The following is a 25367-nucleotide window of genomic DNA, read 5'->3' as shown; positions in this document are numbered from 1 at the left end:
GGTCAGGACCAGAGCTCGAACGGCTCGTCGATCCGGTGGCCGGCGAGGAAGGCGGTGAGCAGCTCGGGCAGCCGACCCGGGTAGAACCGTTCGGTGCTGTCGACGATCTCGTCGGCGGTCCACCAGCGGAAGTCGAAGTAGTCCTCCACCTCGTAGTCGAGCCGGTCGGTGGCGTCGACGTCCGGCGCGGCGGCGTCGAGGCGTACCGTCAGCACCACCTCGTCCTGGACGTGCCGCAACCGCCGGTGGATGAAGCTGGCCCGCCGCCGCCAGGTCGGCGGGCCGAGCTGCCCGGCGGTGACCACGAAGCCGGTCTCCTCCCGCAGTTCCCGCAGCGCGGTCTGCGGGTACGTCTCGCCGGGGTCGACGCCCCCACCGGGCAGCTCCCACCAGGTGCCGAGCCGCGGATGCTCCGGGTCGCGGGTGTGGAAGAGCAGGATCAGGCCGTCCCGGTCGCGGACGACCAGCCGGACGGCGGTGCGTTCGATCACGGGCAGGTCCCGGGGCAGGTCGGTCACGGGTCTCCCTCGACGGGGCACCGCGCGGGCGGCGACGGTGCGACGATGGCGATCATGGTGGAGGTCTTCGGTGAGGTGGCGGCGGACTACGACGAGATCCGGCCCGGATATCCGGCCGCCCTCGCCGGGGCCATCCTCGCCTATCACGGCGGGCCACCCGCCCGGCTGGTCGAGGTCGGCGCGGGCACCGGCCTGGCCACCGCCCTGCTGGTCGGCCTCGTCGCGGCGGACGGCGGCGACGCACCGACCGGCCGGGCGGCGGACCTGACCGGCCCGGGACCGGCCGCACCGGCGGGCGGGGAGTCGGGCGCGGCCGAAGCGGTGGCCCCGGGTCCGGCCCGGGTTACCTGTGTCGAGCCCGACGCGCGGATGGCGGCGGTGCTGACCGCCCGGTTTCCCGACGTCGAGGTGGCGGTGACCCGGTTCGAGCAGTGGTCGCCACCGTCCGGTGGGGTGCCGCTGCTGGCCTGCGCGTTGGCCTGGCACTGGCTGGACCCGGCCACCCGCAACCGGCGGGCGTACGACGCGTTGGCCCCCGGCGGCACCCTGGCCGTCTTCGCCCACCGCTACGACTACGTCGACCCGGCCCGGTCGGCGGCCATCCGGGCGGCCTTCGAGTCGGTCGACCCGGTGCCGCACCACGACCAGCCGGAGGACTGGTTCCACACCGACATCACCGCCAGCGGGCTCTTCACCGACGTACGCACGGTGGCGTTCCGCCGGGCGGTGCCGCTGGACACGGCGGCGTACCAGCGGCTGGTCGGCACCTTCTCCCCGCAGTTGCGCCGGCCGCCGGAGCTGCGGGAACGGGTGTTGTCGGCGATCGGGGCGGCGGTCGACGGCTTCGGCGGTACGGTCACCCTCGACCTGCGGACCACCCTGGTGCTGGCCCGCCGGGCGGCCGGAGGGGAAACCGGTGGGCGGGTCGTGTCGATCCGGCCGGGTTCCCGTTCGACCTGAGGGGGAACGGGTCGACCGGCGGCCCGATGCTGAGGAGTGACGATGGCCAAGTACATGCTGATCATGCGGGGTACCGACGAGTCCTTCGCCGCGATGACGGAGACGCCCTTCGAGGAGATGCTGGAGACGATGGGGCGGTTCAACGAGGAGCTGATCCGGGCGGGCGTGCTGGTGGCCGCCGAGGGCCTGGAGGACCCGGCGCAGAGCGTGGTGGTCGACTACAGCGCGGACCCCCCGGTCGTCACCGACGGCCCCTACGGCGAGACGAAGGAGCTGTTCGGCGGCTTCTACCTGATCGACGTGGCGTCGAAGGAGGAGGCCGTGGAGTGGGCCCGGCGGATGCCGGCGGTGAGCGGCAGCAAGTGCGAGGTGCGCCGGGTGCCGGGCATCGACGAGTTCCCGCAGGACAACGAGTGGATCATCAGGGAGCGGGCGTGGCGCGAGCGGACCGGCCAGCTCTGACCCCGGTGACCGGCGACGGCCCGCCGAGCGCCGAGTCGGCCCGGCGGGCCGTCGAGGCGCTCTGGCGGATCGAGTCCGCCCGGATCGTCGGCGCGTTGGCCCGCTACACCGGCGACTTCGCGCTCGCCGAGGACGTCGCGCAGGAGGCGGTGGCCGAGGCCCTGGTCGGCTGGGCGCGCGACGGCGTGCCGGCGAATCCGGTGGGCTGGCTGCTCACCACCGCCCGTCGGCGCGCGGTCGACGCCTTCCGTCGCCGGGCGGCCCGCGACGCCCGGTACGCGGTGCTCGCCGGTCAGCTCGCCGAGGGCACGGACGGGTCGTCGGCCGGTGACCTGCCGTGGGATCCCGACCGGATCGACGACGACGTCCTGGCGCTGATGTTCGTGGCGTGCCATCCGGTGCTCTCGGCCGAGGCCCGGTTGACCCTGACGCTGCGGGTGGTCGGTGGCCTGTCCAGCGCGGAGATCGCCCGGGCGCTCCTGGTGCCGGTGCCCACCGTCCAGGCGCGGATCACCCGGGCCAAGAAGACGATCGCCGCCGCGCAGGTGCCGTTCGCGCTCCCCGAACCGGCCCAGCGACGGGAGCGGCTCGGCGCGGTCCTGAACGTGCTCTACGTGATCTTCACGGAGGGGTCGACGGCGACGAGCGGTGACCGGCTGCTCCGCCCCGACCTGGCGTACGAGGCGATCCGGCTGGCCCGGACGCTGGCCGCGTTGCTGCCCGCCGAGCCGGAGGTGCACGGCCTGCTCGCCCTGTGCGAGCTGACCGCCGCGCGGTTCCCGGCCCGGGTCGACGCGGACGGCGCGGCGGTGCTGCTGACGGATCAGGACCGGCGTCGGTGGGACCGCTCGGCGATCCGCCGGGGCATGGCCGCGCTCGCCCGGGCCGTGGCGCCGGGGCGGGGCCTCGGGCCGTACGGGTTGCAGGCGGCCATCGCCGCCTGCCACGCCACAGCCGGGTCGGTGGAGCAGACCGACTGGGCCCGGGTGGTGCTCCTCTACGAGGCCCTGGGCCGGGTGGCCCCGTCGCCGGTCGTCGAGCTGAACCGGGCCGTCGCGGTGGCCATGGCCGACGGGCCGCTGCCGGCGTTGGCGCTGGTGGACCAGGTGGCCGCCACCGGTCGCCTGGCCGGGTCGTACCTGCTGCCGAGCGTGCGGGGTGAGCTGCTCGCCCGGCTCGGTCGGCACGGCGAGGCGCGGACCGAGCTGGAGTCCGCTGCCCGGTGCTGCCGTAACGACCGTGAGCGGGCGGTGCTGCTGCGCAAGGTGGACGCCCTGGGCGGCTGATCCGGGCCGGGGGCGGTACGCTGCCCGCCGTGGCAGGTCTGTTGAGGAACGTGGCGACCCGGCTCGGCCGGATGACCGGCGTGGTCGGCGCGCAGCGGGGCACCCCCGGCCCGATCCCGGCCCAGCCGGCCCGGCGGCGGCAGGTCAGCGCCCTGCAACGACGGGAGCTGTCGTACGCCCCGGAGCCGGACGGGCAGGCCGACCCGGGGGAGATCGTCTGGACCTGGGTGCCCTACGAGGACGACCCGAAGCAGGGCAAGGACCGCCCGGTGCTGGTGGTCGGCCGCTCCAGCCGCACCCTGTTCGGGCTGATGCTCTCCAGCCAGAGCGAGCGGGACGGCCAGCGGCACTGGCTGGGGCTGGGGCCGGGGGAGTGGGACCGCGACGCACGACCCAGTTGGGTGCGGCTGGACCGGGTGCTCACCATGCGGGAGGACAGCATCCGCCGCGAGGGTGCGGTGCTGGACCGGGTGCGGTTCGACCGGGTGGGGCAGGCGCTGCGGTCCGGGTACGGCTGGCGCTGACCCGCCGCCCGCTGCGAACGGCCCGGGTCCGCTCACGGGTGGCCCCGCCGGAGCCGCTGAAAGGCGGTCGGCCGGGGTCCGACGTGGGTGTCGGCCCGGGGCCGTGTCTCAGCACTCGGCGAGGCGGGCCGCGTCGAGCAGTTGCCGGGGTGACTGCCGGCTGGTGACGCCCTTCGCCCGGTACATCGCGGCGTCGGCCCGGCACAGCGCGTCGGCCAGCTGGGTGGGACCGGTGACCGGGGCGAGCCCGACCGAGGCGGTGACCCGGACGCTGCACGGACCCAGCGGGATGGGGGCGGCCAGCGCGTCGCGCAGCCGCCGGGTGGCGTGGTCGATCCAGCGCCGGTCGACCGAGGGGCTGGCCAGTAGGCCGGCGAACTCGTCCCCGCCGAGCCGGGCGACCAGGTTGTCCCCGGCGAAGGCGGCCAGTCGTTGGGCGACGCTGATCAGTACCTGGTCGCCGGCGGCGTGCCCGTAGCGGTCGTTGACCTGTTTGAAGTCGTTGAGGTCGAGGACCACCGCGATGAGGGGTTGCCCGCCGGCGTCGGTGAGCAGCGTGGCGGCCAGCCGGTAGAAGGCTCTCCGGTTGGGTAGCCCGGTGAGCGGATCGTGGCTGGCGGCGTGCCGCTCGGCGGCGAGTTCGGCCTGGAGGTGCTCCAGTTCCGCCTCGGCCTGGAGTGCCCGGCGGCGTAGCTGCCACACCGAGACCAGGGCCCCGGCTGCGGAGACGCCGGACGCGACGGTCAACGGATCCGGCACGGGTCCTCCCTCGCGGTGTCGGCGTACGGTCCGGGCGGCGGCGGCCGTCGTGCCGCACCGGACCCTCGTTTCCCCAGGTGAATGCCCCCGGGGTGGTAACCCAAAGTGAACGGATAAGTACCGCGCACGTGCGTTATCATGCTCGCTGTCCGATGCAGATGCAATAGCAGATGCACGTGCATCACGGCCGAATCTGATGTCGCGCAGCCCTTCCAGCCCTGGACCATCCCCTCGCGACACCGGGTCCGAACCCCGACAGAAAGACATCCATGCAGCAGCCTGAGAACGGCGTCCCCACCACCCAGCTGCCCCCCCTGAGGTGGGAGAAGAGCCGGCGGAGCAACCCCAGCGGCAACTGCGTCGAGTTGGCCGAGCTACCCGGCGGCGCCGGCATCGCCATGCGCAACTCCCGCCATCCCGACGGGCCGGCCCTGATCTACACGGTGGACGAGATAACGGCTTTCGTCCTCGGCGCGCGGGACGGCGACTTCGACCATCTGATCGGCTAGTGTTCGACGGTCCCGCCCAGGGGACCGTGTTCGTCCGGAGGATGTTCACCTCACCGTCGGTCCATGGCATGCTTACTCGTCGGCCGGGCGGGGGCCGGGGAATCACGATCGGTCGTGGGCATTGTGCGGAGGGGCGGGGCACGTGACGATGGTTGCCGCCGAGGGGGGGCCGGCCACCGGTCCCACGGTGTTGCGGATGCTGCTCGGCGCGCAGTTGCGCCGGTTGCGGGAGGCCAGCGGTGTCACGCGTGAGGGCGCCGGCTGGGAGATCCGTTCCTCGGAGTCGAAGATCAGCCGGATGGAGCTGGGTCGGGTCGGCTTCAAGGAACGTGACGTCGCCGACCTGCTCACCCTCTACGGCGTCACCGCCGACGAGGAGCGCGGCGCGCTGCTCAAGCTGGCCCGGGACGCCAACAGCCCCGGGTGGTGGCACCGCTACGGCGACGTGCTGCCCGGCTGGTTCCAGTCCTACCTGGGCCTGGAGGCCGCCGCCGCGTTGATCCGCAGCTACGAGGTGCAGTTCGTCCCCGGCCTGTTGCAGACCCCGGAGTACGCCCGCGCGGTGGTCCTGCTCGGGCACCGGGGGGCGGCGGTGGACGAGGTGGACCGCCGGGTGGAGCTGCGTATGCAGCGTCAACAGCTGCTGCGCCGCGCCGACCCGCCGCAGCTCTGGGCGGTGATCGACGAGGCCGCCCTGCGTCGGCCGATCGGTGGCCGGGAGGTGATGCGGGGGCAGTTGACCGCGCTGATCGAGGCGACCCGTTCGCCGCACGTCCGGCTGCAGGTCATCCCGTTCGACGCGGGCGGCCACGCCGCGGCCGGCGGGGCCTTCACCATCCTGCGCTTCGGCGACGACGACCTGCCCGACATCGTCTACATCGAACAGCTGACCAGCGCGCTCTACCTCGACAAGCGGGAGGACCTGGACTACTACGCGGCGGCGATGGAACGGCTCTGCGTCGAGGCCACCCCGCCGGAGCGTACGCCGGAGGTGCTCACCCGACTGCGTGACGAGCTGTACCCGGAGTAACCGCCCCACCGCTTCGCCGACCCCACCCCGGCGACCTCTACGATGGCGGAACCGCAGACAGTGGACGGACGCCATCACCCCCGGGATGGCACGGAGTCATGGAGGACCCGGTGACCACCGATGCCCCGACGGGCGCCGCCCCGCACCCCAGCGACCGGATCGACACCTCGGTCGCGCACCCGGCCCGCCGCTACAACTACTGGCTCGGTGGCAAGGACAACTTCCAGGCCGACCGGGACTCCGGGGACGCGATGGCGGCGGCCTTCCCGACCATCCGCACCGCAGCCCTGGAGAACCGCCGGTTCCTGCAGCGTGCGGTCGCCCACCTGGCCCGGGAGGCGGGCGTCCGGCAGTTCCTGGACATCGGCACCGGTATCCCGACGGCGAACAACACCCACGAGGTGGCGCAGGCCGTCGCACCGCAGTCCCGGGTGGTCTACGTCGACAACGACCCGATCGTGCTGGCCCACGCCCGCGCGTTGCTGACCAGCTCGACGCAGGGCGCCACCGCCTACATCGACGCCGACCTGCGCGATCCGGAGAAGATCCTGCACCACCCCGAGCTGCGACGGACCCTCGACCTGGAGCAGCCGGTCGCCCTGATGCTGGTGGCCATCCTGCACTTCGTGCCGGATCCGGACGAACCCTACGGCGTGGTCCGCCGGTTGCTCGCGGAGCTGCCGCCGGGCAGCTACCTGGCCGCGTCGCACGCCACCTTCGACCACCTCGCCCCCGAGGTGGCCGAGGAGGCCCGGGAGGCGACCCGGGTCGGCAACGCGCCCGGCATGATCAACCTACGCGGCCGGGACGAGTTCGCCCGGTTCTTCGACGGCCTGGACCTGGTGGAGCCGGGCCTCGTCTCGGTGGCCGAATGGCGGGCCGGGGCCGAACCGCAGCCCCGTCCCACGGCCGCCGAGGTGAGCATGTACTGCGGGGTAGCCCGCAAGGGCTGACGGCCCTCCGGTCGCGCCGTCGGGATCCCCGTGCGGCGGGAGCGCCGGCCGGTGGTCAGACCGGCTCGACCCGGTCCCCGGCGGCGACCCGGCCACCCCGCACCACCACCGCGTACACCCCGACGCAGGGTTGCGCCCCCAGCTCGGGCAGCGGGACCACCCGGTTGCGTCGGGCCGGCCGCCGCAGCGCCTCCGGATCACGGGGGAGCACGCCGTGCGCCAGGGTGGGCACCGCGCACCGGGGGGTCGGCACCAGCACCCGCAGCACCACCTCCGCGCCGATCCGCAACTCCCGACCCGGCCACCCGTTCTCCACGAAGCCCGTCGCGTCGGTGGCCACGACCAGGTTGGGCCGGTAGCGGGGCACCGCCGCCAGGGGCAGGCCGAGCGCGTCCAGGCTGGCCGTGGTGACCAGGTGCAGCGGCGCGAAGTCGACCAGGCTGCCGGCCGGGGCGACGCCGCCCAACGGGTTCCCGGTCACCGGCACGTCGGCGTCCGGCCCCTCGGCCAGCACCGCGTCCGGGTCGGCCCGGTCCAGCAGGGCGTCGGCGGGCACGGTGTCGGTGAGCGTGACCGCCCGGCCGAGCAGCCCGGACAGCGCGGCGTCCAGGCGGTGGTCGGGATGGGCGTGGACGCTGCCGTCGGGGAGGGTGAGGCGAACCCGGTCGGGGGCGTCGCCGGTCGCCCGGACCCCGAGCAGGGCCGACCAGCGTCGGGGCCGCTTCGCGCTGCCGACCCGCCCGGTCTCCCGGTCCAGCACGGCGAGCCGACGGTCACCGGCCATGCCCCGACCGTCCACGGTGGTCTCGGGGAGCGGTTCGCCCAGCATCGACTTGACCGGGTACCGCCACAGCTGGGCCACCTGTCCGTGCACGGGTCCACGCTAACCGGTGCGGGGCGGCCGGTCGGTCCCGTGGTCGATCCGTCGACCGGCTCGTAACGTTGTCGGATGATCACACGCTCCCTGGCGCTCAGCCCCCGCACGGTCGTGTCCGCCGCCGAGCCGTCGTCCGAGGGGCCGGTGGGTTACGTCACCGGCCTGGTGGAGCGGCTCGGCGGGCCGGGCGCGGGGCTGGCGGTGGCGTTGGAGAACCTCTTCCCGCCGATCCCCAGCGAGGTGATCCTGCCGCTGGCCGGCTTCGCCGCCGCCCAGGGGCGGATCAGCCTGGTCTCGGCGATCCTCTGGACCACCCTCGGGTCGGTGGTCGGCGCCTGGGTGCTGTACGGCATCGGCGCGGCGCTGGGCCGCGACCGGATGCGGGCGGTGGCGGCCCGACTGCCGCTGGTGAAGCTGAGCGACGTGGACCGTACCGAGGCGTGGTTCCTCAAGCACGGGGTCAAGGCGGTGTTCTTCGGGCGGATGATCCCGATCTTCCGGAGCCTCATCTCGGTCCCGGCCGGGGTGGAGCGGATGCCGGTCCCGACGTTCCTGCTCTACACCACGCTGGGCAGCCTGATCTGGAACACCACCTTCGTGCTGGCCGGTTATCTCCTCGGCGACAACTGGCACGTCGTCGAGGAGTACGTCGGGTCGTTCCAGCGGGTCGTCATCGTGGTCTGCGTCGCCGCCGCCGGCTGGTTCGTGGTCAGCCGGATCCGCGCCGCCCGTGCCGCCCGCGCCGACGCCCCGGCCGCCGGACCCCCACCCGGCGTCGACCCCGTGGACCGGCCGGACCGGGACGGGGGCAGCACCTACCGGGGGACCGTCTACCGGGGCGGGGTCTGGGGGCGTGACACCGAATGACCCGGGTCGGCGCTGGCACGGTACCGGGGTGGAGTGATCCGTTCCGGCTGCCCGTACGTAGTGCTGGGTGGGGGACCGGACAGGGGAGGCACGATGGCGGAGCCGGATCAGGGGTACCGTCCGACGGCGGGCGGACAACGACCGGTCTTCGAGCCGGTGATCGAGGTGACCGGTGATCCGGTCGACGTCGAGGTGACCGGTGATCCGGCCGGCGACCGGCCGCCCCGGTCGCCGTGGCCCCGCGGGGCGCGCTGGCTGGCCGCCGCCGCGGCGCTGGTGGTCGCGCTCGGCGCGATCGCGGTGGTGGTGACCATGGCGAACCCGGACCGGCTGGGGGTGGTCTTCTCCGGGGGGAGCGACGCACCGCCGGTGACGGTGGGCGGCGGACCCGGTGGTGCCGGGGCCGCCGAAACCGCCGCCGGGCGGGCCGCGACCGCGCCGGTCGGCGGGTTACGCCGGGCGACCTTCGAGCTGATGGACGGGGTGACCTCGTTCCGGCTGCGCGTCGACGACCTCGGTGCCGACCTGTACCGGATCAGCAGCCCGGCCGACGCCGGCCTGACCCCCCGGCCCGAGGTGTCCGGTGACCGGGTGCAACTGCGGGTCACCCGGCGGGACGAGCCCGGCCGGGGTGTCGTCGACGTGGTGCTCAACTCGCGGCTGACCTGGCGGCTACGGCTGATCGGCGGGGTCAGCGACCATGTCCTCGACCTGTCCGCGGCCCGGCTGTCCGGGGTGGAGCTGATCGGCGGGGCGGCCCGGGTCGACCTGCGGTTGCCGCCGACGAAGGGCACCCGCACCGTACGGATGACCGGGGGCGTCAACCAGTTCGTGGTCCGGGCGCCGGACGGCCCGCCGGTCCGGATCCGGGCCAGCGCCGGCGCCGGCAGCGTGGTCTGGTACGGCGACCGGCGGGACGGGCTGGCCCGGGGGGCCACCGTCGGATCGGCGGACTGGGACCGGTCGCCCGATCGGCTCTACCTCGACCTCGTGGCCGGAGCCAACGCGGTCACCGTCGTCGAGGACTGAGGTGCCGTGGCGGGGGCGGGCATAGAGTCGGGTGGTGGACCGTACCGAATCGTTGCCGGCGCAGACCCGACCACCCGGCGTCGTCCCCGAAGACCCGGGCAGCGTGCTGCTGCCCGGCCACGACGTGCCACTGGGGCGCTACACCACGGTGCGCCGGCTGCTGCCGCAGCGGGTGCGCCGGATGGTCGGGGCGTGGTGCTTCGTGGACCACTTCGGCCCGGACGACGTCGCGCAGCGGCCGGGGATGGAGGTGCCGCCGCACCCGCACACCGGCCTGCAGACGGTGACCTGGCTGCTCGACGGCGAGATCGTGCACCGGGACAGTCTCGGCAACGTCCAGCCGATCCGGCCCGGCCAGCTCAACGTGATGACCTCCGGGCACGGCATCGCCCACTCCGAACGCTCGCCCGCCACCCGTCCGCCGGTGATGCACGGCGTACAACTGTGGGTGGCGCTGCCCGACCCGGCGCGGGCCGGCGCGGCCGACTTCGCCCACCACGCCGACCTGCCCCGGTGGCGCGACGGCGACTGGGACCACACCCTGCTCGTCGGTGAGCTGGCCGGTGAGCGGTCCCCGGCGGTGGTGCACACCCCGCTGCTCGGCGCGCAGCTGGAGGCGCGCGGCCCGGCGCCGGCGACGCTGCGCCTACGGTCCGGTTTCGAGTACGCCCTGTTGGCGATGTCCGGCCAGGCCCGGGTGGACGGGCTGACCCTGGAGCCCGGTGCGCTGCTCTACCTGGGGACGGGGCGGGACCGGCTGGCCGTGGCCGCCGACCCGGGCAGCCGGCTGATGCTGCTCGGCGGCGAGCCGTTCGACGAGCCCCTCGTCATGTGGTGGAACTTCGTCGGCCGCTCGCACGAGGAGGTGGCCACCGCCCGGGAGGACTGGATGGCCGGCCGTCGCTTCGGCCCGGTCACCGACGACGCGGCCCCGCCGCTGCCCGCCCCGGAGATGCCCGGCGTCCGGCTGAAGGCCCGGGACCGGCGGGGTGACCTGCACGGCTGAGCCGGTGACCGGGGTGGTGTGCTCGCCCACAGTATTGCCGGAAATCAGCCGTACGGATGATGGCGTGTCATATGCTGATCGTGGCAGCGATGCCCACCCGGTTCGGGTGGCCACCCGGCAGCTGGCCGGTGAACAGGCACGCGTGCGCCCCAGGTCGCGGTTCGCGACCCGGGGCGCCCGCCTTTCCGCCCTCGATTCTCCACCCCCGCCGGCCCCTCCCACCCACCCTCCCGCACGCTCCCACCCGCCCGCATGACCCCGTTGATCAAGAGGTTTGCGTCATCCCGCCGCGCACCAGCTGACGTAAACCTCTTGATCAACCAGCCGGGTCCATGGCCGCGACTCCTCGGATCGGGCGGCGGGCGTGTACGGGGGAGGGGGAGAGTCGGGTCGGTGGGGTGGTCAGATGCTGCGGAGGTGTTGGGCCAATCGCCGGGGGTGTCTGGTTTCCGCCGGGCGTGTGCGTCGGGCCGTGCTGATCTCCGGGGCGGCCTCGACGGCGGCGGAGCGGGCCACCTGGGCGTCGTCGGCGTAGTCCACCGGCGGCAGCGCCCGCAACGCCCGTAGCACCTCCGGCGGTGCGCCCAAGCGCTCGGCCTGGCGCACCACGGCGTCCTTCGCCGCCGGGTAGTCCAGGCCGGACAGGTACCGCAGGACTGGGGTCCGACTGGCCATCGGGTGAGCCTCCTCGCTCCTGGGGCGTCGCGATCAGCGCCGCCTCGGTTGTCGTGACCGAGCGCCGCCGTGGTTGTCGTGACCAGCGCTGTCCCGGTCGTGGTGATCGGGGGTGGCCTGGGGCTCCGTGATCGTGCGCCGCCTCCGGTCGTGGTGAGCGGAGGGCCGCCCTGGTCGTGATCGAGCGCCAGCTCGGTCGCCCGTGATCGGGTCGGTGCGATCGAGTGGCGTGGTCGGCGGCGGTTACCCGCCCGGCGGTCGGTCACGCATCGTCGGCGGCGGGAAAACGCCACCGTCGGTCGGGTCGTTTCCGTACCGCGCCGGTCGTTCACCCACCGCGTGTCGTTTCCGGGCCGCGTCGGCCGGTCGGCCACCGGAGTGTCGTTTCCGGGGCGCGTCGGTGGGTAACCGACCGACCCCAGCTCGGCCGGTTGGGGGCACACCGGCCGGCCCCAGCTCGACCGGTGGGGCACACCGGCCGGCCCCAGCTCGACCGGTGGGGCACACCGGCCGGCCCCAGCTCGAAGGGAGCCCGCGATGGACTACGACACCTTCGTCGACCAGGTGGCCCGGCGGACCCGTACCGGTCCGGAGCGGGCCGTGGCGTTGGCGCACGCGACCCTGGCGACCCTCGCCGAGCGGCTGACCGGCGGCGACGTGCTCGATCTGGCGACGCAGCTACCGGCGCCGCTGCGGCTGGCCCTGCGGCCGGGTCCTGGTAGCGAGGCGGCCGAACGGTTCGGTGCCGCCGAGTTCGTCGCCCGGGTGGCGGGTCGGGGGGACCTGACCGAGCCGGCCGCCCGGGAGGCGGTGCGCGCGGTCCTCGCCACGGTCCGTGAGGCGGTCAGCGGCGGTGAGTTCGACGATCTGGTGACCCGGCTCCCGCGTGACTACCGGGATCTGGTGGAGCCGGCGCTCACCCCGGGCGGCACCATGTCGCGTCGCGCCTGACCCACCCCGCGCCGACCGCGCCGTCGTGACCGACCAACGGGCTCCCCGCGCCGTCGCGCTCCGGACCCGCCGGGCTGCCTGCGCCGTCGCGCGCCGGACCCGCCGGGCATCCCGCGCCGCGCGACCGGCCTGCCCGGCGACCCGGCGGCCGGGTGGGGCCGGGACGCCCGACACAGCCGTTGATCAGGGCAACCATGTCGTGAAGTCGGCTGCCCTGACTTGGCGGGCGCTCCCGACCTGGCCTAACCTGGACCGCACGAGGGGAGTACTTCCCACGAACCATTCCGGTCAGTACGGCGGGCCCCGGGCTCGCCTCGGGTGGTTGCCCACGGCGAATCGTGGGTGAAGGAGACCTCGAACATGGCACGGTGTTCGAGGAGGCTCCATGACCGATCTGTCATATCTTGCTGCCGGTGAGTTGTCCTCGGTGGGTACCCCGACCCTCTGGGCGGTCACCATCGTCGGGGTGCTCGCGCTGCTGGTCCTCGACTTCCTGGTCACCCGGCGGCCGCACGAGGTGTCGATCAGGGAGGCGCTCGGCTGGTCGGCGTTCTACATCGCGCTGCCGTTGGCGTTCGGCGGCTGGGTCTGGTCCCGGTACGGCTCCCAGCAGGGCGTCGAGTACCTGACCGGCTACCTGGTCGAGAAGTCGCTCTCCGTCGACAACCTCTTCGTGTTCATGCTCCTGCTGGCCGCCTTCGCGGTGCCCGCGGTGCTCGCCCAGCGGGTGCTGCTCTACGGCATCGCCGGCGCGCTGGTGCTGCGCGCGGTCTTCATCGCCATCGGGGCGGCGGCGTTGCAGACCCTCGACTTCGCCTTCCTGCTGTTCGCCGTCATCCTGATCGCCACCGCGGTCAAGCTGCTACGCGACGCCCTCTCCGGGCACGAGCAGGAGATCGACATCAACAAGATGCGGTCGGTACGGCTGTTGCGCCGGTTCATGCCGGTGGTCGACGAGTACCACGGCACCCGGATGACGGTCCGCCAGCAGGGCCGGCGGGCGCTGACCCCGTTCGCGCTGGTGGTGGTCGCGGTGCTCGCCACCGACATCGTCTTCGCGGTCGACTCGGTGCCCGCCGTCTACGGCATCACCGAGGACCCGTACCTGGTCTTCGCCACCAACGCGTTCGCGCTGCTCGGGCTGCGGGCGTTGTACTTCGTGCTGCACGCCGCGCTGAGCCGCCTGGTGCACCTCAGCTACGGCCTGGCGATCATCCTGGCCTTCATCGGCGTCAAGCTCGGCCTGCACTGGGCGCACGGGATCTGGCCGGGCGTGCCGGAGATCCCGACCCTGGCCTCGCTCGGGGTGATCATCGGTGTCCTGGTGGTGGTCACCCTCACCAGCCTGCGGGCCACCCGCGACCGGGAGCCCGGCGACGCCGAGGTGGTCACCGAAAAGCACTGAGGGTACGCGCCCGGCGGCGGTCCGCGAGCGGACCGCCGCCGGGGCCGGCCCGGTCCGCCGGAACCCTCCCGCCCACGCCCGCCGGGTGGTACGACTGACAGGTGGGAATCGTGTCACCGGGCTTCCAGGGCCGACGTCGGACGACCGACCCGGCCCTGCCGCCGGGGCAGTACCTGACCGAGGACTTCCCGGTCCTCTCCGCCGGACCGACCCCCCGGGTGCCCCTGGACCGGTGGGAGTTCGTCCTCGCCACCGAGACCGGCGACGAGTTCCGCTGGTCCTGGGCGGAGCTGATGGACCTGCCGCAGGAGACCCCGACGGTGGACATCCACTGCGTCACCCGATGGTCCAAGTTCGGCACCAGCTGGCAGGGCGTCTCGTTGGACGTGCTGCTCGACGGGGTGGACACCGCCGCCGACTACGCCCAGGCGCATTCGTACGGCGGCTACACCACCAACCTGCCGCTGGACGACCTGCGCGACGGCCAGGCCTGGCTGGTGCACGGCTACGACGGTGAGCCCCTGCCCGCCGAGCACGGTGGTCCGGCCCGGCTGCTGGTGCCGCACCTCTACTTCTGGAAGTCGGCCAAGTGGGTGCGCGGCCTGCGGTTGACCGTCGAGGACGAGCCCGGTTTCTGGGAGACCGCCGGCTACCACGACTACGGCGACCCGTGGCGCGAGCAGCGCTACCAGGGCGACTGAGGTGGCCGCAGCCGCCACGGGCGGCCGGGTGGCGACGCCGCTGGGCTGGCGGGTGGCCCGGCTGGTGGAGCGCCGGGTCGAGACGCCCACCGCCCAGACCCTCATCCTGTCGGTGCCCGGCTGGCCGGGGCACCTACCGGGGCAGCACGTCGACGTCCGGCTCACCGCCCCCGACGGTTACCAGGCGGCCCGGTCGTACTCGCTGGCCGGGCCGGCCGACGGCGACCGGGTCGCGCTGACGGTGCAGCGGGTGCCGGACGGCGAGGTGTCCCCGTACCTGACCGACGCCTGGGCCGAGGGCGATCCGGTGGAGGTGCGCGGTCCGGTCGGCGGCTGGTTCGTCTGGCGGCCCGAGCAGACCGCGCCGGTGCTGCTGGTCGCCGGGGGATCCGGGGTGGTGCCGCTGATGGCGATGGTGCGGGCCCGCCGGGCCGCCGGCAACCGGGCGCCGTTCCGGCTGATCTATTCGGTCCGGACGCCGGCGGACGTCATCTACGCCGACGAGCTGCGGACCCGCAACCGCGACGACCCGGGCCTGGACGTGACCTACGTCTACACCCGGCAGGCTCCCGACGGGTGGCGGGGCGAGCCGCACCGGATCGGCCTGGCCGACGTGAACACCCACGGTTGGCCGGCGGAGCTGGAACCGCTCTGCTACGTCTGTGGGCCGACCGGTTTCGTGGAGACCGTCGCGGACCTGTTGGTGGGGTTGGGCCACCAGACCCGACGGGTACGGACCGAACGGTTCGGGCCGACCGGCTGACCGGCGAGGAGAACCCATGACCGAGATGTCCTACCTGGACGGCAACATGCTTGACGGGCCGCTGCGCGAGCTGTTCGCGGTGGACCTGAGCGCGGCGACCGGGCGGTGCGCGTCGTGCGGCGCGACCGGCCCGATGGCCGACCTGCACGTCTACGCCCACGCCCCCGGCCTGGTGGGGCGCTGCCCGTCCTGCACCGAGGTGATGGTGCGGCTGGTCCGCGCCCCCGACCGGGCCTGGCTGGACCTGCGCGGCGTCACCTACCTCCAGGTGCCGCTGCCCACCGCGCAGCCCTTCCCCCGCCCCGTCTGATCGACGCCCGCCGGGCTGACCGGCGGGCGTCGACACCGGTTCAGATCCGGGAGGTGAAGGCGACCAGCACCTGGTAGGGGGCGGGGGTGCCGGTGTTGTCGAAGCAGATCACGTCCACCGGGGCGTCCACCGCGTACGACCAGGGTTGGGTCAGGTTGCAGTAGTTCGGTCCGGGGCCCTGCGCGGTGACCTGGGCGTGCGTCTCCTTCTGGCCCAGCTGTGGGAAGGTCACCAGGTAGCGGCCGGCGGGCGCGATCGGCGCGATGGTGTTGACGCCCACGCCGAGCGGCGAGTTGTCGTTGGTGGGGCCGCCTGCCGCGCTGGCCAGGTGACCGAAGAACGTCGGCGGGGCCAGCGACCCGATCACCGACCGCCTCCGGTGGTACGAGAGGGTGAAGTCGGTGTTCACCGGGGCGCCGGCCTGGTCGAAGCAGAACACGTAGACCAGCACGTCGGTGCCGGAGGCGCCCCACCGGGCGACCGTGCACCGGCGTGGGCCGGCGTTCGGCTGGACGGCGGTGGCCTGCACGTTGCCGGCCAGCACCCCGGCCAGTCCGACGCCGGGCAGCTTCACCGACCACTGCCCGACCCCCACCGGGGCCAGCGCGGCGGGGGCACCGGTCGACACGTACGACTGGACCAGCCCGCTGACCCCGCCCTGGACGTAGGCGTGTGCGGTGCCGGCCGGCAGCACCCCGGAGCTGGCGGTCCACAGCACGGTGAACCGGCTGTCGTCGCGGGTGCCGCCGGGGGCGAAGCACTGCACGTCGACGATCTCGTCGGTGCCCGACTGGAACCAGCGGACCACCGTGCAGTAGTGCCCGGCCCGGTCGACCGGGGTCACGTGCGGCACCCCGCGCGCACCGGCCCCGATCTGCGGGAACCGCACCTGGAACCGGCCCGGGGCGAGCTTGATGCCGGTGGCCCAGGCAGCCGGGAAGGCGGTCTTCCAGGTTCCCCACTGCCGGCTGGTGTCCAGCACGGTCCAGCTGGTGACGGTGGGGTTGTCGACGTAGGCGAAGCCCCAGCGGTCCGCGGTGGCCGCTGCGGCGGGTGCGGTCGGCGCGAGCCCCACGGCCGCCAGCAGGGCGGCCAGTGTGACGGCGACGACACGACGAACTCTCATCTGTCCCTCCGATCGGTGGTGGTCGAACAGGAACTCAGCGTGAGCGGAGGGCGTGCCGAAAGCAACGAAGTCGTTTACACGATGTAAAGACAGTCGGAAGCCCGTCATTGAGGTATCAAACGGACCGCGACGCCCTCGTGCACCGCGGACGTCCTCGTGCACCGCGACGCCCTCGTGGGCTGCGGGGCGGTGGCTGCGGGTCGCCCGCCGCCCCGCTCCGAGGTGGTGGCGGTGCCGGGGCGATCCGACACGTTTGTCGCGCTGACCGCCGGGAAGGGAACGGACATGACGAAACCTCGGGTGGTGATCGTGGGGGCCGGTTTCGCCGGTTACCACGCGGCGAAGACGTTGCGTCGGCTGGCCGGCGGGCGTGCCGAGATCGTGCTGCTGAACTCGACCGACTACTTCCTCTACCTGCCGCTGCTGCCCGAGGTGGCCGCCGGGGTGGTCGAGCCCAGCCGGATCTCGGTGCCGTTGACCGGCACCCTGCCCGGGGTACGGGTGGTCGTCGGCGAGGCCGACCGGGTCGACCTGGCCAACCGCTGGGTCGGCTTCACCAACCCGGAGGGGGAGCGGGGTCAACTGGCGTACGACCGGCTGGTGCTCTCGGTCGGCAGCGTCAACAAGCTGCTGCCCATCCCCGGGGTGACCGAGTATGCCCATGGTTTCCGGGGCCTGCCCGAGGCGGTCTACCTGCACGACCACGTGGTCCGCCAGATCGAGCTGGCCGAGCTGGCCGAGGACCCCGCCGAGCAGCAGGCCCGCGCGACCTTCGTCGTGGTGGGCGCGGGCTACACCGGCACCGAGGTCGCCGCCCACGGGCAGCTCTTCACCGACGCGCTGCGGGCACAGCGGCCCCGGCTGACGGTCCGCCCCCGGTGGATGCTGCTCGACGTGGCCCCCCGGGTGCTGCCGGAGCTGGACGAGCGGATGTCGCGCACCGCCGACCGGGTGCTGCGCCGCCGGGGGGTCGACGTGCGGATGGGCACCTCGGTCGCCGAGGCCACCGCCGACGGGGTACGGCTCACCGACGGTGAGTACGTCCCGACCTGCACGCTGGCCTGGTGTGTCGGGGTGCGCCCCGACCCGTTCGTGGCCGAGTTGGGCCTGCGTACCGAGAAGGGCCGGCTGGTGGTCGACGAGTACCTCAACGTCCCCGGGTTCCCCGAGGTCTACGCCTGCGGTGACGCCGCCGCCGTGCCGGACCTGACCCGCCCCGGTCAGATCTGTGCGATGACCGCCCAGCACGCCCAGCGGCAGGGCAAGCTCGCGGCGCAGAACATCGCCGCGTCCTACGGGCACGGTCGACGCCGTCCGTACCGGCACCACGACCTGGGTTGGGTGGTGGACCTGGGCGGCCGGGACGCGGCGGCGAACCCGCTGAAGGTGTCGCTGTCCGGACTGCCCGCCAAGGCGGTCACCCGGGGGTACCACCTGTTGGCGATGCCCGGCAACCGGGCACGGGTGAGCGCGGACTGGGTGCTGGACGCCGCGCTGACCCGACCGGCGACGCAACTCGGCCTGGTCCCGGCCAACGCCGTGCCGCTGGAGAGCTCTTCACCCGAGGTGCCGATGCGGAACCGTTGACCGGAAATGATCGGTGTCCGCTTCGGCTGTGGGCCGTCGGCTGCCGGCTTCGGCTGGGGGCCGTCGGCTTCGGTCGCGGGCCTCCGGTGCCTCGATGTCCTGCCGCAACCGGCGGTCAGCCGGTGAGGTCCGCGTCCCGGGCCGGTCGGGCACCGCCGACGAACCCGTCCAGCGTGGCCCCGTGCAGCACCGCGCCGGGCACCCGGTCGGCGGCGACCCGGGCGGCCAGCCGCCGCACCGGTAGCCGTCCCGGTGTGCTGCCGCCGGCCAGGACCACGTTGCCGTACCGCCGGCCGCGCAGCATCCGCCGGTCGGCGACCAGGCAGACGTCGGCCAGGACCGCGCGCAGGGTGGCCACCTGGACCCGGGTGAAGACCAGCGGCGGCAGGTCGGTGACGTTGACCAGGTAGCCGCCGCCCGGCCGCAGGACCCGGGCCACCTCGGCGACGAACTCCACGCCGGCCACGTGTGCCGGCATCCGGGCACCCCGGTAGATGTCGGCCAACACCAGGTCGTACGCCCCGTCGGGAGTGCGGACGACCGCCTCCCGGGCGTCGGCGATCTCGACCCGCACCCGGGGTGGCAGCGCGGGCAGCTCCCGGTCGACCAGCGCGGCCACGGCCGGATCCCGCTCGACGACCCGCTGCGCCGATCCGGGGCGGGTCGCCGCGACGTACCGGGGCAGGGTCAGCGCCCCGCCGCCCAGGTGCAGCACGTCCAGCGGCCGGCCGGTGGGAGCCGCCAGATCGATCAGGGTGGCCATCCGACGGACGTACTCGAAGTGCAGGTGACGCGGATCGGTGATGTCGACGTACGACTGGGCGACGCCCCCGGCGAGCAGGAGCCGCCCGGTCCGCCGGGCCGGGTCGACGACCAGCTCCAACCGGTCGTCGTGGCCGCCCTCCCCGGCGGCGACGGTCCGTCCGGCGGCGTCGGCGGGTGGGGCGCCGGCAGGGTCCATGCCGGCACGGTAGCCCGGAACCGGCGGTGGCCGCCCGGCCGGGCGGCTCCGGGTGGGCCGTCCCCGGTGCCGGCCGGGTGGGGTGCCGCGGTGTCCCCGTTTCACTCGCCCGGGGTGAGGGGCGCTCACCCGTCGGGGGCAGACCATCGAGTCGACCGGAGGTCTTCCGAGGCAGGCGGAAGGGAAGGTCGTCATGAAGAGGATCGTCGAGATCGTCCCGGCTCGTCCCGGCTGGTACTCGCGGTGGCAGATCAGCCCCGAGGTGACCCGCTGCTACCCGGTCAGTCTCTGGGCGCTGGTGGAGGAGGCCGACGGCTCGGGGCGTGAGGTGGTGGGCATGGACTGCGCCGGGCAGTGGCCGGGAGCGGAGGAGAACGAGTCGGGTGGGGGATTCGTCCGGTATCTGTTCCAGCTTCCCGATTCCGGTGCCCCGGAGGACGTGGAACCGTCGTCCCCCGCCGGCCTGCGGTCGGCCGGGCCGCGGCGGCAACCCGCGGCGGCCCCCCGGCCCGTGGTGGTCGCGTGACCACCGTCGGCACCCCGCTCAGCCCACCTCGCGCTCGTCCTCGACGGCGTGCACGGTGGACTGCTCCACGGCCAGCAACTCGGTCAGGCCGGTGCGGTCGAGCAGCTGGCGGAGCCGGGCGCCCACCCCGGTCAACCGGACCGTGCCGGCACCGCCCTGGCTGAGCACCACGAAGGCGCTCAGGCCCGACGAGTCGCACAGACCGACCCCGCCGAGGTCGATCGTCAGCTCGGGACAGCCGTCGGCGCGAACCCCGGCCGCCGCGTCGATCAGCTCCGGCGCGGTGTCGAAGTCGAGGTCACCGGTCAGCCGTAGCCGGGCGTGGCCGGCATCGAGCCGGGTCACCTCGATCGACAGCAGCGGTGGACGCATGCCTCCATGTTCCCAGCAACCGGTGAGCGGGAAACGCCCGGGTACGCTCTGGCGCGCGGATCACCCGCCCGGAGCCACCGCTCGGGTGACCTCCCGGTCAGGCGGAGCCGGCCGGGGACTCCGGCACGGCGGCGGACGGGGACGGTGCCGGTCGCGCGAGCAGGCTGGAGACGCCGGTCATGTCGAGGATGGTGGTCAGGAACCGGGGCGTGCCCCGCAGCCGGATCAGCGTCCCGGCCGGTTGCCCCTCGCGCCAGGCGTGGACGATCACCGACAGCCCGGTGCTGTCGATGAAGAGCAGCCCGGCGAAGTCCAGGACGAGCACCGCCGGCCGGCCGTCCAGCACCCGGTCCACCGCGGTCCGTAGCGGCCCGGCGGTGGTGAAGGTCAGGTCACCGGCGACCACGATGACCGGCGACCGGGGATCCGAGTTGTCGATCGACATGGTCAGCGGGGCAACCTGGGGGTTCCTTCCATGGGTCACCGCAGCACGCCCTTCCCCGGACCCGACCGTCGGGTCGGACTTTGCCGGATCGTAACAATCTCCCCGGGGGTCCGCAGGAGGCGCGATCCGGGGGGCCGGGACGGCCGTGCGGTGGCGGTGTCCGCGTTCCGGCGTAGGCTGGTCGGAACGGAATCGGAACACACGTGCTACCGCCGCGACGGGCGGACGGCGACAAGGGGAGTGGGGCTCAGCTGGTGAATGCTGCCGACGTCAGGGGCTTCGACCCGGGCGACGGACGGATCTCCACGTCGAGTCCCGGACGGGCCACGGACCGGCCCGGCGGCCCGGTCGGCGGGCTGCCGCCGTTGGCCCCGGGCCGCGCCGAGCCCGAGCCCGCCTGGTCCGAGGTGGTCGAGCACTTCCGCGAGGGCCTGATCGTCTGTGACGCCGACGGTGTGGTCCGACACGTCAGTCCGGTCGCCGAGCGGCTGCTCCCCGAGGTGACGCCCGGCCACCACCTAGCCGCCGCCGGGGTGGCCGGGCTGACCGGGGTCGGCGCCGAGCCGGCCGGTGTCGCCCACCGGGGCCGGCGGCTGCGGATCCGCCGGGTGCCGTTGTCCGGATCCCGGAGCTGCCTCTATGTCGAGGACGTCACCGACAGCGTGTCCCGCGCGGACGCGCTGCTCGCCGAGCAGGCCCGGTCCGCCTTCCTCGCCGTGGTCGGCGAGAAGCTCGGCAACCCGCTGCACCCCGACCGGGCCGCCGCCGCCGTGGTGCGGCTGAGCGTACCCACGCTGGCGGAGGTGGCGGTGCTGGTGCTGGCCCCCCGGTCCGGGCGGGCCCGGTGGTGGCGGGCGACCCGCGCCGACGACGACTCCCCCCGGGTGGACAGCGGCGTGCTGCCCGCCACCGCGCTGCCACCGGCGATCACCGAGGGCCTGTCCGGGGTGGAACCGCACACGGTGGACTGGCTGGTCGAGCAGGCCACCGACGCCGGCTGGCTGCCGGGGCTGTCAGCCGGGGAGGTGACCGCCTGGGCGGTCCCGCTGCCCGGCCGGGACACCCCGGCCGGGGTGCTGCTGGTGGCCCGCCGGGCCCGTGGGTACGACGACGCCGACGTGGCGCTCGTCCGGGCCTTCGCCGCGCGGGCCGGTGCCGCCCTCACCACCGCGGTCCTCTACCGCAACCAGACCGAGGTGGCCGACACCCTCCAGGCCAGTCTGGTGCCGGTCGAGCCGGCCGACACCGACGGCGTGCAGTGGGGCACGGCGTACCGGCCGGCCCAGGCGAGCCTGCGGATCGGCGGGGACTTCTACGGCGCGCACCGGCTGGCCGACGGCGGCTCGGTGTTCTTCCTCGGCGACGTCTCCGGCAAGGGGGTGGAGGCCGCCGTGTTCACCGGGCAGCTGCGGCAGTGCCTCCAGGCGCTGTACCGCATCGAGTCGCGCCCCGGCCGGCTGGTGAAGCTGCTCAACGACGCCCTGCTGGAAACCACCCAGGCGCATGGCCAGGGCCGGTTCGCGACCATGGTGCTCGGGGTGGTGCGCCCGCAGCGCGACGGCGGCCTGTCGCTGACCATGGCCGGCGGTGGGCACCTGCCACCGCTGGTGCTGCGCAACTCCGGCGAGGTCGAGCCGGTGCCGCTGAGCGGCATGCTGATCGGCGTGGTCCCCGATCCCCGGATCGGGGAGGTCACGGTGCGGCTGGCGGCGGGGGAGACCTGCCTGCTCTACAGCGACGGGGTGACCGAGGCGCGGGGCGGTCGGCGTGGTGACGAGCAGTTCGGCCAGGACCGGCTGGTGCGCGCGGTCACCGGCTGCCACCGGATGCCGGCCCCGGCGCTCGCCGAACGGATCGAACAGGTCACCGGCGACTGGTTGGCGCACGGCGACCACGACGACATCGCGGTGCTCGCGTTGCGGGCCACCGGCCCGGGGGGCCGTCCGCAGCGGCACCTGCACTCCGTCCCGGCCCTGACCGAGCCGGCCGCGGACGGCGGGGAGCCGACCACCGAGCGGACCGCGCCGTCGTGACCGCCCCGGCCGAGCCGTCCCACGCGCCGACCGCGGAACCGTCGCACGCGCTGGCCGACTTCCTGGCCCGCCTCGCGGAGGCCGACGAGTTCGGCGCGATCGAGGTGGCGACCGGGCTGCTCGACGCCGGTGTCCCGGCGGAACGGGTGCTGCTCGAGCTGGTGGCCCCGGCGCAGAGCGAGGTGGGGGAGCGGTGGGCGCGCAACGAGTGGAGCGTGGCGCAGGAGCACGCCGCGACCCACATCAGCGAACGGGTGGTGGCCGCGATCACCGCGTACACCGATCCGCGGCCCACCCGGGGGCGGATCGTGGTGGCCTGTATGGACGGCGAGTGGCACGCCCTGCCGCCCCGGCTGGTCGCCGAGGTGCTGCGGCTACGCGGCTGGCAGGTGACCTTCCTGGGGGCCAGCGTCCCGGCCGCCCACCTGGTGTCGTACCTGCACCGGCACGACGCGTACGCGGTGGCGTTGGCCTGTGCCCTGCCGATGCGCCTGCCGTACGCGCACCGGATGATCGAGGCGTGCCAGCGTTCGGACGTACCGGTGGTGGTCGGGGGGCGTGGGTTCGGTGTGGACGGTCGGTGGGCGCGGCGGCTCGGGGTCGCCTGGGCCCCGGACGCGCCGGGCGCGGCCGACCTGGTCGCCGACGAGCGGGCGTTGCGCCGGGTGGTCCCGACGGACCTGTCCCACCTGGCCGACGACGAGTACGCCAGCCTGGTGAAGCGCCGCGGCGAGCTGATCGACTCGGCGCTGGCGGACCTGCGCGCCCGGGTGCCGTCGGTGGCCGACTACACCTCGGCCCAGTGGGACGCCACGATCAGTGACCTCGGGTACGCGGTGGACTTCCTGGCCGCCGCCGTCTATGTCGACGACCCGGTGCTGTTCACCGACTACGTGGCCTGGTGGGTGGCGCTGCTGACCAGCCGGGGAGTGCCGGCGGGCGCGGTCGCGTCGACGCTGGGCCACCTCCGGCACGCCCTGCGTGACTTCCCCCGGGCGGGCCGGTTCGTGGCACTGGGCGTGACGACGGCGGTCGCCTCCGGGACCGTCCCGCGTTGACGCGTCGCCGCAGCCCTCCGGAGCCCGCTGCGTATACTTGCCGCACTGCAAGGATCTGCCTGTGGTGTGAGCGAGAGGGACGACGTTGACCTTCACCGTCACACACGCCGAGCGGGAGGGGAGCGGCGTGTGCCTGCGGCTCGCGGGCGAGCTGGACCTCGGTGCCGCCGGGACGCTCAACGCCGAGATCGACCGGCTCACCGCCGCCGGTGAGCGGCACCTGCTGCTCGACCTGACCGAGCTGACCTTCTGCGACTCCACCGGCATCGCGGCCTTCGTGCGCGGTGACAACCTGGCCGTCGCCCGGGGCGGCTGGCTGCGGCTGGCCGGGGCGACCGGCCGGGTGGACCGGGTGCTGCGGATCACCGGCCTGGCCGACGTGTTGCGTTACCAGCCGGATACCGTCGACCCGCGGTCGTCGTCCGCCGTGTGATGGGTTAGGTTTCCCCGCCAGCGGGTGACGAGCCGTCGCCGCCTCTCGGGGACGGCCGCGTTCGACCAGCCCGTCAGCGGGGTACCGAGACCGTCGTCCCCCGATCGCCGAAACAGACAGGTTGAACCCATGGACCGAGGCGCCACGAACCCCGTCCGCATCCTGGTGGTCGACGACGACCCGGGTGACGTGCTGATGATCGAGGAAGCCCTGGCGGATTCCGAGATCGCGAAGGTCATCGACGTGGTCGGTGACGGCCAGGAGGCGATGGAGTTCCTGCGGCGGGAGGGTCGGCACGTCGACGCCCGTCGCCCGGACGTCATCCTGCTCGACCTGAACATGCCGCGGATGGACGGCCGGCAGGTGCTCGGCGAGGTCAAACGGGACGAGGACCTGCGCACCATCCCGATCGTGGTGCTGACCACCTCGAACGCGGACACCGACATCGTGGGCAGCTACAGCCTCCAGGCCAACGCCTACGTCACCAAGCCGATCGACCTGGACGACTTCAACGACGTGGTGCGCCGGATCGACGAGTTCTTCGGCCGGGTCGTGGTGCTGCCGAAGCGTTCCTGACGCGTGGACCGCCCCGGTTCCTCCCGGGGCGGTCACCCCCGGTCGCCGAGAATTTTTCGCGAACCCCCTCGGTGAGGGCCGGCTGCCGCGAGGATCGAGCGGGGACAGACGTACCAGCTTCCTGGGGGGCGACACGCATGAGGTTCTCCGTCGTTGATTCCGGCTACGACCCACGGCAGGTCGATTTCTGCCTGGACGAGCTGGCAGTCCGGTTGACCCGGCTCGCCGCGCGGGCGGAGGTGCTCGCCGGTGCGGAGCGGGACGCCGACCAGCTCCGCCAGGAGGCCACCCTGCTCCTGGCGCTGGTCGACCGCCGGCGGGCCGACGGTGACCGGGCGGCGGCCCGGCCGGCGGACGATCGCACGGCGGTGGACCTGCTGGCGCGGGCGCGCGGTGAGCTGGACGCGGCCCGCGAGGAGGCCCGGTACGTCCGGGAGCGGGTGTACGCCGAGGCGGTCGAGGCCCGGCGCGAGTTCGAGGCGTCGTTGCGCGCCCGCCGGCACCGGGCGGACCGGACGGACCACCTCCTCAGCGGGCTGACCGTCGAGTCGGTGCCGGTGGACACCCCTACCGCGGCCGCCGGCGGTGTGCCGGCGACCCGGCCGGCCACCGGCACCGACGAGGCGCCGGTCGACCAGCCGGAGCCGGGCACCCGGGTGGCCTGA

30 protein-coding genes are annotated in these 25367 nt (G+C 74.0%); 22 read left to right on the top strand and 8 right to left on the bottom strand.

Annotation, left to right across the window (positions count from 1 at the left end; translation table 11 throughout):
• Positions 1 to 2: 2 nt before the first annotated feature.
• Positions 3 to 518: an NUDIX domain-containing protein gene (locus O7625_RS24985; RefSeq protein ID WP_282342010.1), complete on the bottom strand. Its 516-nt coding sequence runs from the start codon at positions 516 to 518 to the stop codon at positions 3 to 5.
• A gap of 45 nt (positions 519 to 563) precedes the next feature.
• On the opposite strand from O7625_RS24985, the gene O7625_RS24980 reads away from it, so the two are divergent.
• From O7625_RS24980 to O7625_RS24965, 4 genes are read left to right on the top strand one after another with little or no spacing between them, the layout of a single operon-like run.
• Complete coding sequence (locus O7625_RS24980; protein ID WP_282342009.1) at positions 564 to 1478, top strand: class I SAM-dependent methyltransferase; 915 nt, start codon at positions 564 to 566, stop codon at positions 1476 to 1478.
• Between the two features lie 42 nt (positions 1479 to 1520).
• Positions 1521 to 1940 carry a YciI family protein gene (locus O7625_RS24975; protein ID WP_067309289.1) on the top strand — a complete coding sequence of 140 codons (420 nt, stop codon included), beginning with the start codon at positions 1521 to 1523 and terminating at the stop codon, positions 1938 to 1940.
• Between the two features lie 5 nt (positions 1941 to 1945).
• Complete coding sequence (locus O7625_RS24970) at positions 1946 to 3226, top strand: DUF6596 domain-containing protein (RefSeq protein WP_282347081.1); 1281 nt, start codon at positions 1946 to 1948, stop codon at positions 3224 to 3226.
• A 29-nt stretch (positions 3227 to 3255) separates the two neighbouring features.
• Positions 3256 to 3750, top strand: a complete 495-nt coding sequence (locus O7625_RS24965) for a type II toxin-antitoxin system PemK/MazF family toxin (RefSeq protein ID WP_282342008.1) — start codon at positions 3256 to 3258, stop codon at positions 3748 to 3750.
• A gap of 108 nt (positions 3751 to 3858) precedes the next feature.
• Here the strand turns inward: O7625_RS24965 and O7625_RS24960 are convergent, their stop codons facing one another.
• Complete coding sequence (locus O7625_RS24960) at positions 3859 to 4509, bottom strand: GGDEF domain-containing protein (RefSeq protein WP_067309280.1); 651 nt, start codon at positions 4507 to 4509, stop codon at positions 3859 to 3861.
• A 269-nt stretch (positions 4510 to 4778) separates the two neighbouring features.
• On the opposite strand from O7625_RS24960, the gene O7625_RS24955 reads away from it, so the two are divergent.
• The 3 genes from O7625_RS24955 (at position 4779) to O7625_RS24945 (ending at position 7001) form a co-directional block, all read left to right on the top strand.
• Positions 4779 to 5018 carry a DUF397 domain-containing protein gene (locus O7625_RS24955; protein ID WP_067309277.1) on the top strand — a complete coding sequence of 80 codons (240 nt, stop codon included), beginning with the start codon at positions 4779 to 4781 and terminating at the stop codon, positions 5016 to 5018.
• A 142-nt stretch (positions 5019 to 5160) separates the two neighbouring features.
• Positions 5161 to 6048: a helix-turn-helix transcriptional regulator gene (locus O7625_RS24950; protein WP_282342007.1), complete on the top strand. Its 888-nt coding sequence runs from the start codon at positions 5161 to 5163 to the stop codon at positions 6046 to 6048.
• A 98-nt stretch (positions 6049 to 6146) separates the two neighbouring features.
• Positions 6147 to 7001: an SAM-dependent methyltransferase gene (locus tag O7625_RS24945; protein ID WP_282342005.1), complete on the top strand. Its 855-nt coding sequence runs from the start codon at positions 6147 to 6149 to the stop codon at positions 6999 to 7001.
• A gap of 55 nt (positions 7002 to 7056) precedes the next feature.
• Here O7625_RS24945 and O7625_RS24940 read toward each other — a convergent pair whose 3' ends face one another.
• Positions 7057 to 7875 carry an MOSC N-terminal beta barrel domain-containing protein gene (locus tag O7625_RS24940; protein ID WP_282342003.1) on the bottom strand — a complete coding sequence of 273 codons (819 nt, stop codon included), beginning with the start codon at positions 7873 to 7875 and terminating at the stop codon, positions 7057 to 7059.
• Between the two features lie 75 nt (positions 7876 to 7950).
• Here O7625_RS24940 and O7625_RS24935 point away from each other — a divergent pair, with 75 nt between their 5' ends.
• The 3 genes from O7625_RS24935 to O7625_RS24925 all read left to right on the top strand — a co-directional run bounded on the left by O7625_RS24935 (position 7951) and on the right by O7625_RS24925 (position 10780).
• The gene (locus O7625_RS24935; RefSeq protein WP_067309274.1) at positions 7951 to 8745 is read left to right on the top strand and encodes a DedA family protein; all 795 of its coding nucleotides are present in this window, start codon (positions 7951 to 7953) and stop codon (positions 8743 to 8745) included.
• 93 nt (positions 8746 to 8838) lie between these two features.
• Positions 8839 to 9774 carry a hypothetical protein gene (locus O7625_RS24930; protein ID WP_282342000.1) on the top strand — a complete coding sequence of 312 codons (936 nt, stop codon included), beginning with the start codon at positions 8839 to 8841 and terminating at the stop codon, positions 9772 to 9774.
• 34 nt (positions 9775 to 9808) lie between these two features.
• Positions 9809 to 10780 (top strand): pirin family protein, encoded by a 972-nt coding sequence (locus O7625_RS24925; protein WP_282341999.1) that lies wholly within the window; start codon positions 9809 to 9811, stop codon positions 10778 to 10780.
• A gap of 402 nt (positions 10781 to 11182) precedes the next feature.
• Here O7625_RS24925 and O7625_RS24920 read toward each other — a convergent pair whose 3' ends face one another.
• A complete protein-coding gene (locus O7625_RS24920) occupies positions 11183 to 11455 on the bottom strand; it encodes a DUF2795 domain-containing protein (protein ID WP_282341997.1) in 273 nt (90 codons plus the stop codon).
• A gap of 537 nt (positions 11456 to 11992) precedes the next feature.
• Here O7625_RS24920 and O7625_RS24915 point away from each other — a divergent pair.
• The 5 genes from O7625_RS24915 (at position 11993) to O7625_RS24895 (ending at position 15585) form a co-directional block, all read left to right on the top strand.
• Complete coding sequence (locus O7625_RS24915) at positions 11993 to 12406, top strand: DUF2267 domain-containing protein (RefSeq protein WP_282341995.1); 414 nt, start codon at positions 11993 to 11995, stop codon at positions 12404 to 12406.
• A gap of 385 nt (positions 12407 to 12791) precedes the next feature.
• Positions 12792 to 13811: a TerC/Alx family metal homeostasis membrane protein gene (locus O7625_RS24910; RefSeq protein WP_067312830.1), complete on the top strand. Its 1020-nt coding sequence runs from the start codon at positions 12792 to 12794 to the stop codon at positions 13809 to 13811.
• Between the two features lie 101 nt (positions 13812 to 13912).
• Entirely contained in the window at positions 13913 to 14512 is a 600-nt protein-coding gene (locus O7625_RS24905; protein ID WP_067312827.1) for a sulfite oxidase-like oxidoreductase, read from the top strand.
• 1 nt (position 14513) lies between these two features.
• Positions 14514 to 15275 (top strand): ferredoxin reductase, encoded by a 762-nt coding sequence (locus O7625_RS24900; protein ID WP_282341991.1) that lies wholly within the window; start codon positions 14514 to 14516, stop codon positions 15273 to 15275.
• Between the two features lie 16 nt (positions 15276 to 15291).
• A complete protein-coding gene (locus O7625_RS24895) occupies positions 15292 to 15585 on the top strand; it encodes a DUF6510 family protein (RefSeq protein WP_067312822.1) in 294 nt (97 codons plus the stop codon).
• A gap of 40 nt (positions 15586 to 15625) precedes the next feature.
• Here the strand turns inward: O7625_RS24895 and O7625_RS24890 are convergent, their stop codons facing one another.
• Positions 15626 to 16711 (bottom strand): hypothetical protein, encoded by a 1086-nt coding sequence (locus tag O7625_RS24890; protein ID WP_282341988.1) that lies wholly within the window; start codon positions 16709 to 16711, stop codon positions 15626 to 15628.
• Between the two features lie 285 nt (positions 16712 to 16996).
• Between O7625_RS24890 and O7625_RS24885 the strand changes: the two genes are divergently transcribed.
• A complete protein-coding gene (locus tag O7625_RS24885) occupies positions 16997 to 18298 on the top strand; it encodes an NAD(P)/FAD-dependent oxidoreductase (RefSeq protein WP_282341986.1) in 1302 nt (433 codons plus the stop codon).
• Between the two features lie 115 nt (positions 18299 to 18413).
• Here O7625_RS24885 and O7625_RS24880 read toward each other — a convergent pair whose 3' ends face one another.
• Positions 18414 to 19259, bottom strand: coding sequence for a fused MFS/spermidine synthase (locus O7625_RS24880; protein ID WP_282341984.1), 846 nt, complete (start codon positions 19257 to 19259; stop codon positions 18414 to 18416).
• Between the two features lie 193 nt (positions 19260 to 19452).
• Between O7625_RS24880 and O7625_RS24875 the strand changes: the two genes are divergently transcribed.
• Positions 19453 to 19785, top strand: coding sequence for a hypothetical protein (locus tag O7625_RS24875; RefSeq protein ID WP_067312816.1), 333 nt, complete (start codon positions 19453 to 19455; stop codon positions 19783 to 19785).
• Between the two features lie 18 nt (positions 19786 to 19803).
• Here O7625_RS24875 and O7625_RS24870 read toward each other — a convergent pair whose 3' ends face one another.
• Positions 19804 to 20157: an STAS domain-containing protein gene (locus O7625_RS24870; RefSeq protein ID WP_282341980.1), complete on the bottom strand. Its 354-nt coding sequence runs from the start codon at positions 20155 to 20157 to the stop codon at positions 19804 to 19806.
• 97 nt (positions 20158 to 20254) lie between these two features.
• Positions 20255 to 20641 carry an STAS domain-containing protein gene (locus tag O7625_RS24865; protein WP_282341978.1) on the bottom strand — a complete coding sequence of 129 codons (387 nt, stop codon included), beginning with the start codon at positions 20639 to 20641 and terminating at the stop codon, positions 20255 to 20257.
• A gap of 215 nt (positions 20642 to 20856) precedes the next feature.
• On the opposite strand from O7625_RS24865, the gene O7625_RS24860 reads away from it, so the two are divergent.
• The 5 genes from O7625_RS24860 to O7625_RS24840 all read left to right on the top strand — a co-directional run bounded on the left by O7625_RS24860 (position 20857) and on the right by O7625_RS24840 (position 25367).
• Positions 20857 to 22635 carry a PP2C family protein-serine/threonine phosphatase gene (locus O7625_RS24860; RefSeq protein WP_282341976.1) on the top strand — a complete coding sequence of 593 codons (1779 nt, stop codon included), beginning with the start codon at positions 20857 to 20859 and terminating at the stop codon, positions 22633 to 22635.
• Positions 22632 to 23693, top strand: a complete 1062-nt coding sequence (locus O7625_RS24855) for a cobalamin-dependent protein (RefSeq protein ID WP_282341974.1) — start codon at positions 22632 to 22634, stop codon at positions 23691 to 23693. The genes O7625_RS24860 and O7625_RS24855 overlap by 4 nt, the downstream gene beginning before the upstream one ends.
• Before the next feature lie 85 nt (positions 23694 to 23778).
• Complete coding sequence (locus O7625_RS24850) at positions 23779 to 24126, top strand: STAS domain-containing protein (RefSeq protein ID WP_282341972.1); 348 nt, start codon at positions 23779 to 23781, stop codon at positions 24124 to 24126.
• A 129-nt stretch (positions 24127 to 24255) separates the two neighbouring features.
• Entirely contained in the window at positions 24256 to 24702 is a 447-nt protein-coding gene (locus O7625_RS24845; RefSeq protein WP_067312804.1) for a response regulator, read from the top strand.
• A gap of 137 nt (positions 24703 to 24839) precedes the next feature.
• Complete coding sequence (locus O7625_RS24840; protein WP_282341970.1) at positions 24840 to 25367, top strand: ATPase; 528 nt, start codon at positions 24840 to 24842, stop codon at positions 25365 to 25367.

The sequence above is a fragment of the Micromonospora sp. WMMD714 genome, assembly GCF_029581315.1.
Lineage (GTDB): Bacteria > Actinomycetota > Actinomycetes > Mycobacteriales > Micromonosporaceae > Micromonospora > Micromonospora rifamycinica.
This window is presented reverse-complemented; position numbering and strand designations above follow the sequence as displayed.

What these genes read in the sequence shown, in the direction of transcription:
- O7625_RS24930 (WP_282342000.1), top strand. Translation starts at nt 8,839, where the DNA reads ATGGCGGAGCCGGATCAGGGGTACCGTCCGACGGCGGGCGGACAACGA.
- O7625_RS24955 (WP_067309277.1), top strand. Translation starts at nt 4,779, where the DNA reads ATGCAGCAGCCTGAGAACGGCGTCCCCACCACCCAGCTGCCCCCCCTG.
- O7625_RS24885 (WP_282341986.1), top strand. Translation starts at nt 16,997, where the DNA reads ATGACGAAACCTCGGGTGGTGATCGTGGGGGCCGGTTTCGCCGGTTAC.
- O7625_RS24945 (WP_282342005.1), top strand. Translation starts at nt 6,147, where the DNA reads ATGGAGGACCCGGTGACCACCGATGCCCCGACGGGCGCCGCCCCGCAC.
- O7625_RS24875 (WP_067312816.1), top strand. Translation starts at nt 19,453, where the DNA reads ATGAAGAGGATCGTCGAGATCGTCCCGGCTCGTCCCGGCTGGTACTCG.
- O7625_RS24845 (WP_067312804.1), top strand. Translation starts at nt 24,256, where the DNA reads ATGGACCGAGGCGCCACGAACCCCGTCCGCATCCTGGTGGTCGACGAC.
- O7625_RS24935 (WP_067309274.1), top strand. Translation starts at nt 7,951, where the DNA reads ATGATCACACGCTCCCTGGCGCTCAGCCCCCGCACGGTCGTGTCCGCC.
- O7625_RS24910 (WP_067312830.1), top strand. Translation starts at nt 12,792, where the DNA reads ATGACCGATCTGTCATATCTTGCTGCCGGTGAGTTGTCCTCGGTGGGT.
- O7625_RS24915 (WP_282341995.1), top strand. Translation starts at nt 11,993, where the DNA reads ATGGACTACGACACCTTCGTCGACCAGGTGGCCCGGCGGACCCGTACC.
- O7625_RS24880 (WP_282341984.1), bottom strand. Translation starts at nt 19,259, where the DNA reads ATGGACCCTGCCGGCGCCCCACCCGCCGACGCCGCCGGACGGACCGTC.
- O7625_RS24895 (WP_067312822.1), top strand. Translation starts at nt 15,292, where the DNA reads ATGACCGAGATGTCCTACCTGGACGGCAACATGCTTGACGGGCCGCTG.
- O7625_RS24975 (WP_067309289.1), top strand. Translation starts at nt 1,521, where the DNA reads ATGGCCAAGTACATGCTGATCATGCGGGGTACCGACGAGTCCTTCGCC.
- O7625_RS24980 (WP_282342009.1), top strand. Translation starts at nt 564, where the DNA reads ATGGCGATCATGGTGGAGGTCTTCGGTGAGGTGGCGGCGGACTACGAC.
- O7625_RS24890 (WP_282341988.1), bottom strand. Translation starts at nt 16,711, where the DNA reads ATGAGAGTTCGTCGTGTCGTCGCCGTCACACTGGCCGCCCTGCTGGCG.
- O7625_RS24870 (WP_282341980.1), bottom strand. Translation starts at nt 20,157, where the DNA reads ATGCGTCCACCGCTGCTGTCGATCGAGGTGACCCGGCTCGATGCCGGC.
- O7625_RS24920 (WP_282341997.1), bottom strand. Translation starts at nt 11,455, where the DNA reads ATGGCCAGTCGGACCCCAGTCCTGCGGTACCTGTCCGGCCTGGACTAC.
- O7625_RS24840 (WP_282341970.1), top strand. Translation starts at nt 24,840, where the DNA reads ATGAGGTTCTCCGTCGTTGATTCCGGCTACGACCCACGGCAGGTCGAT.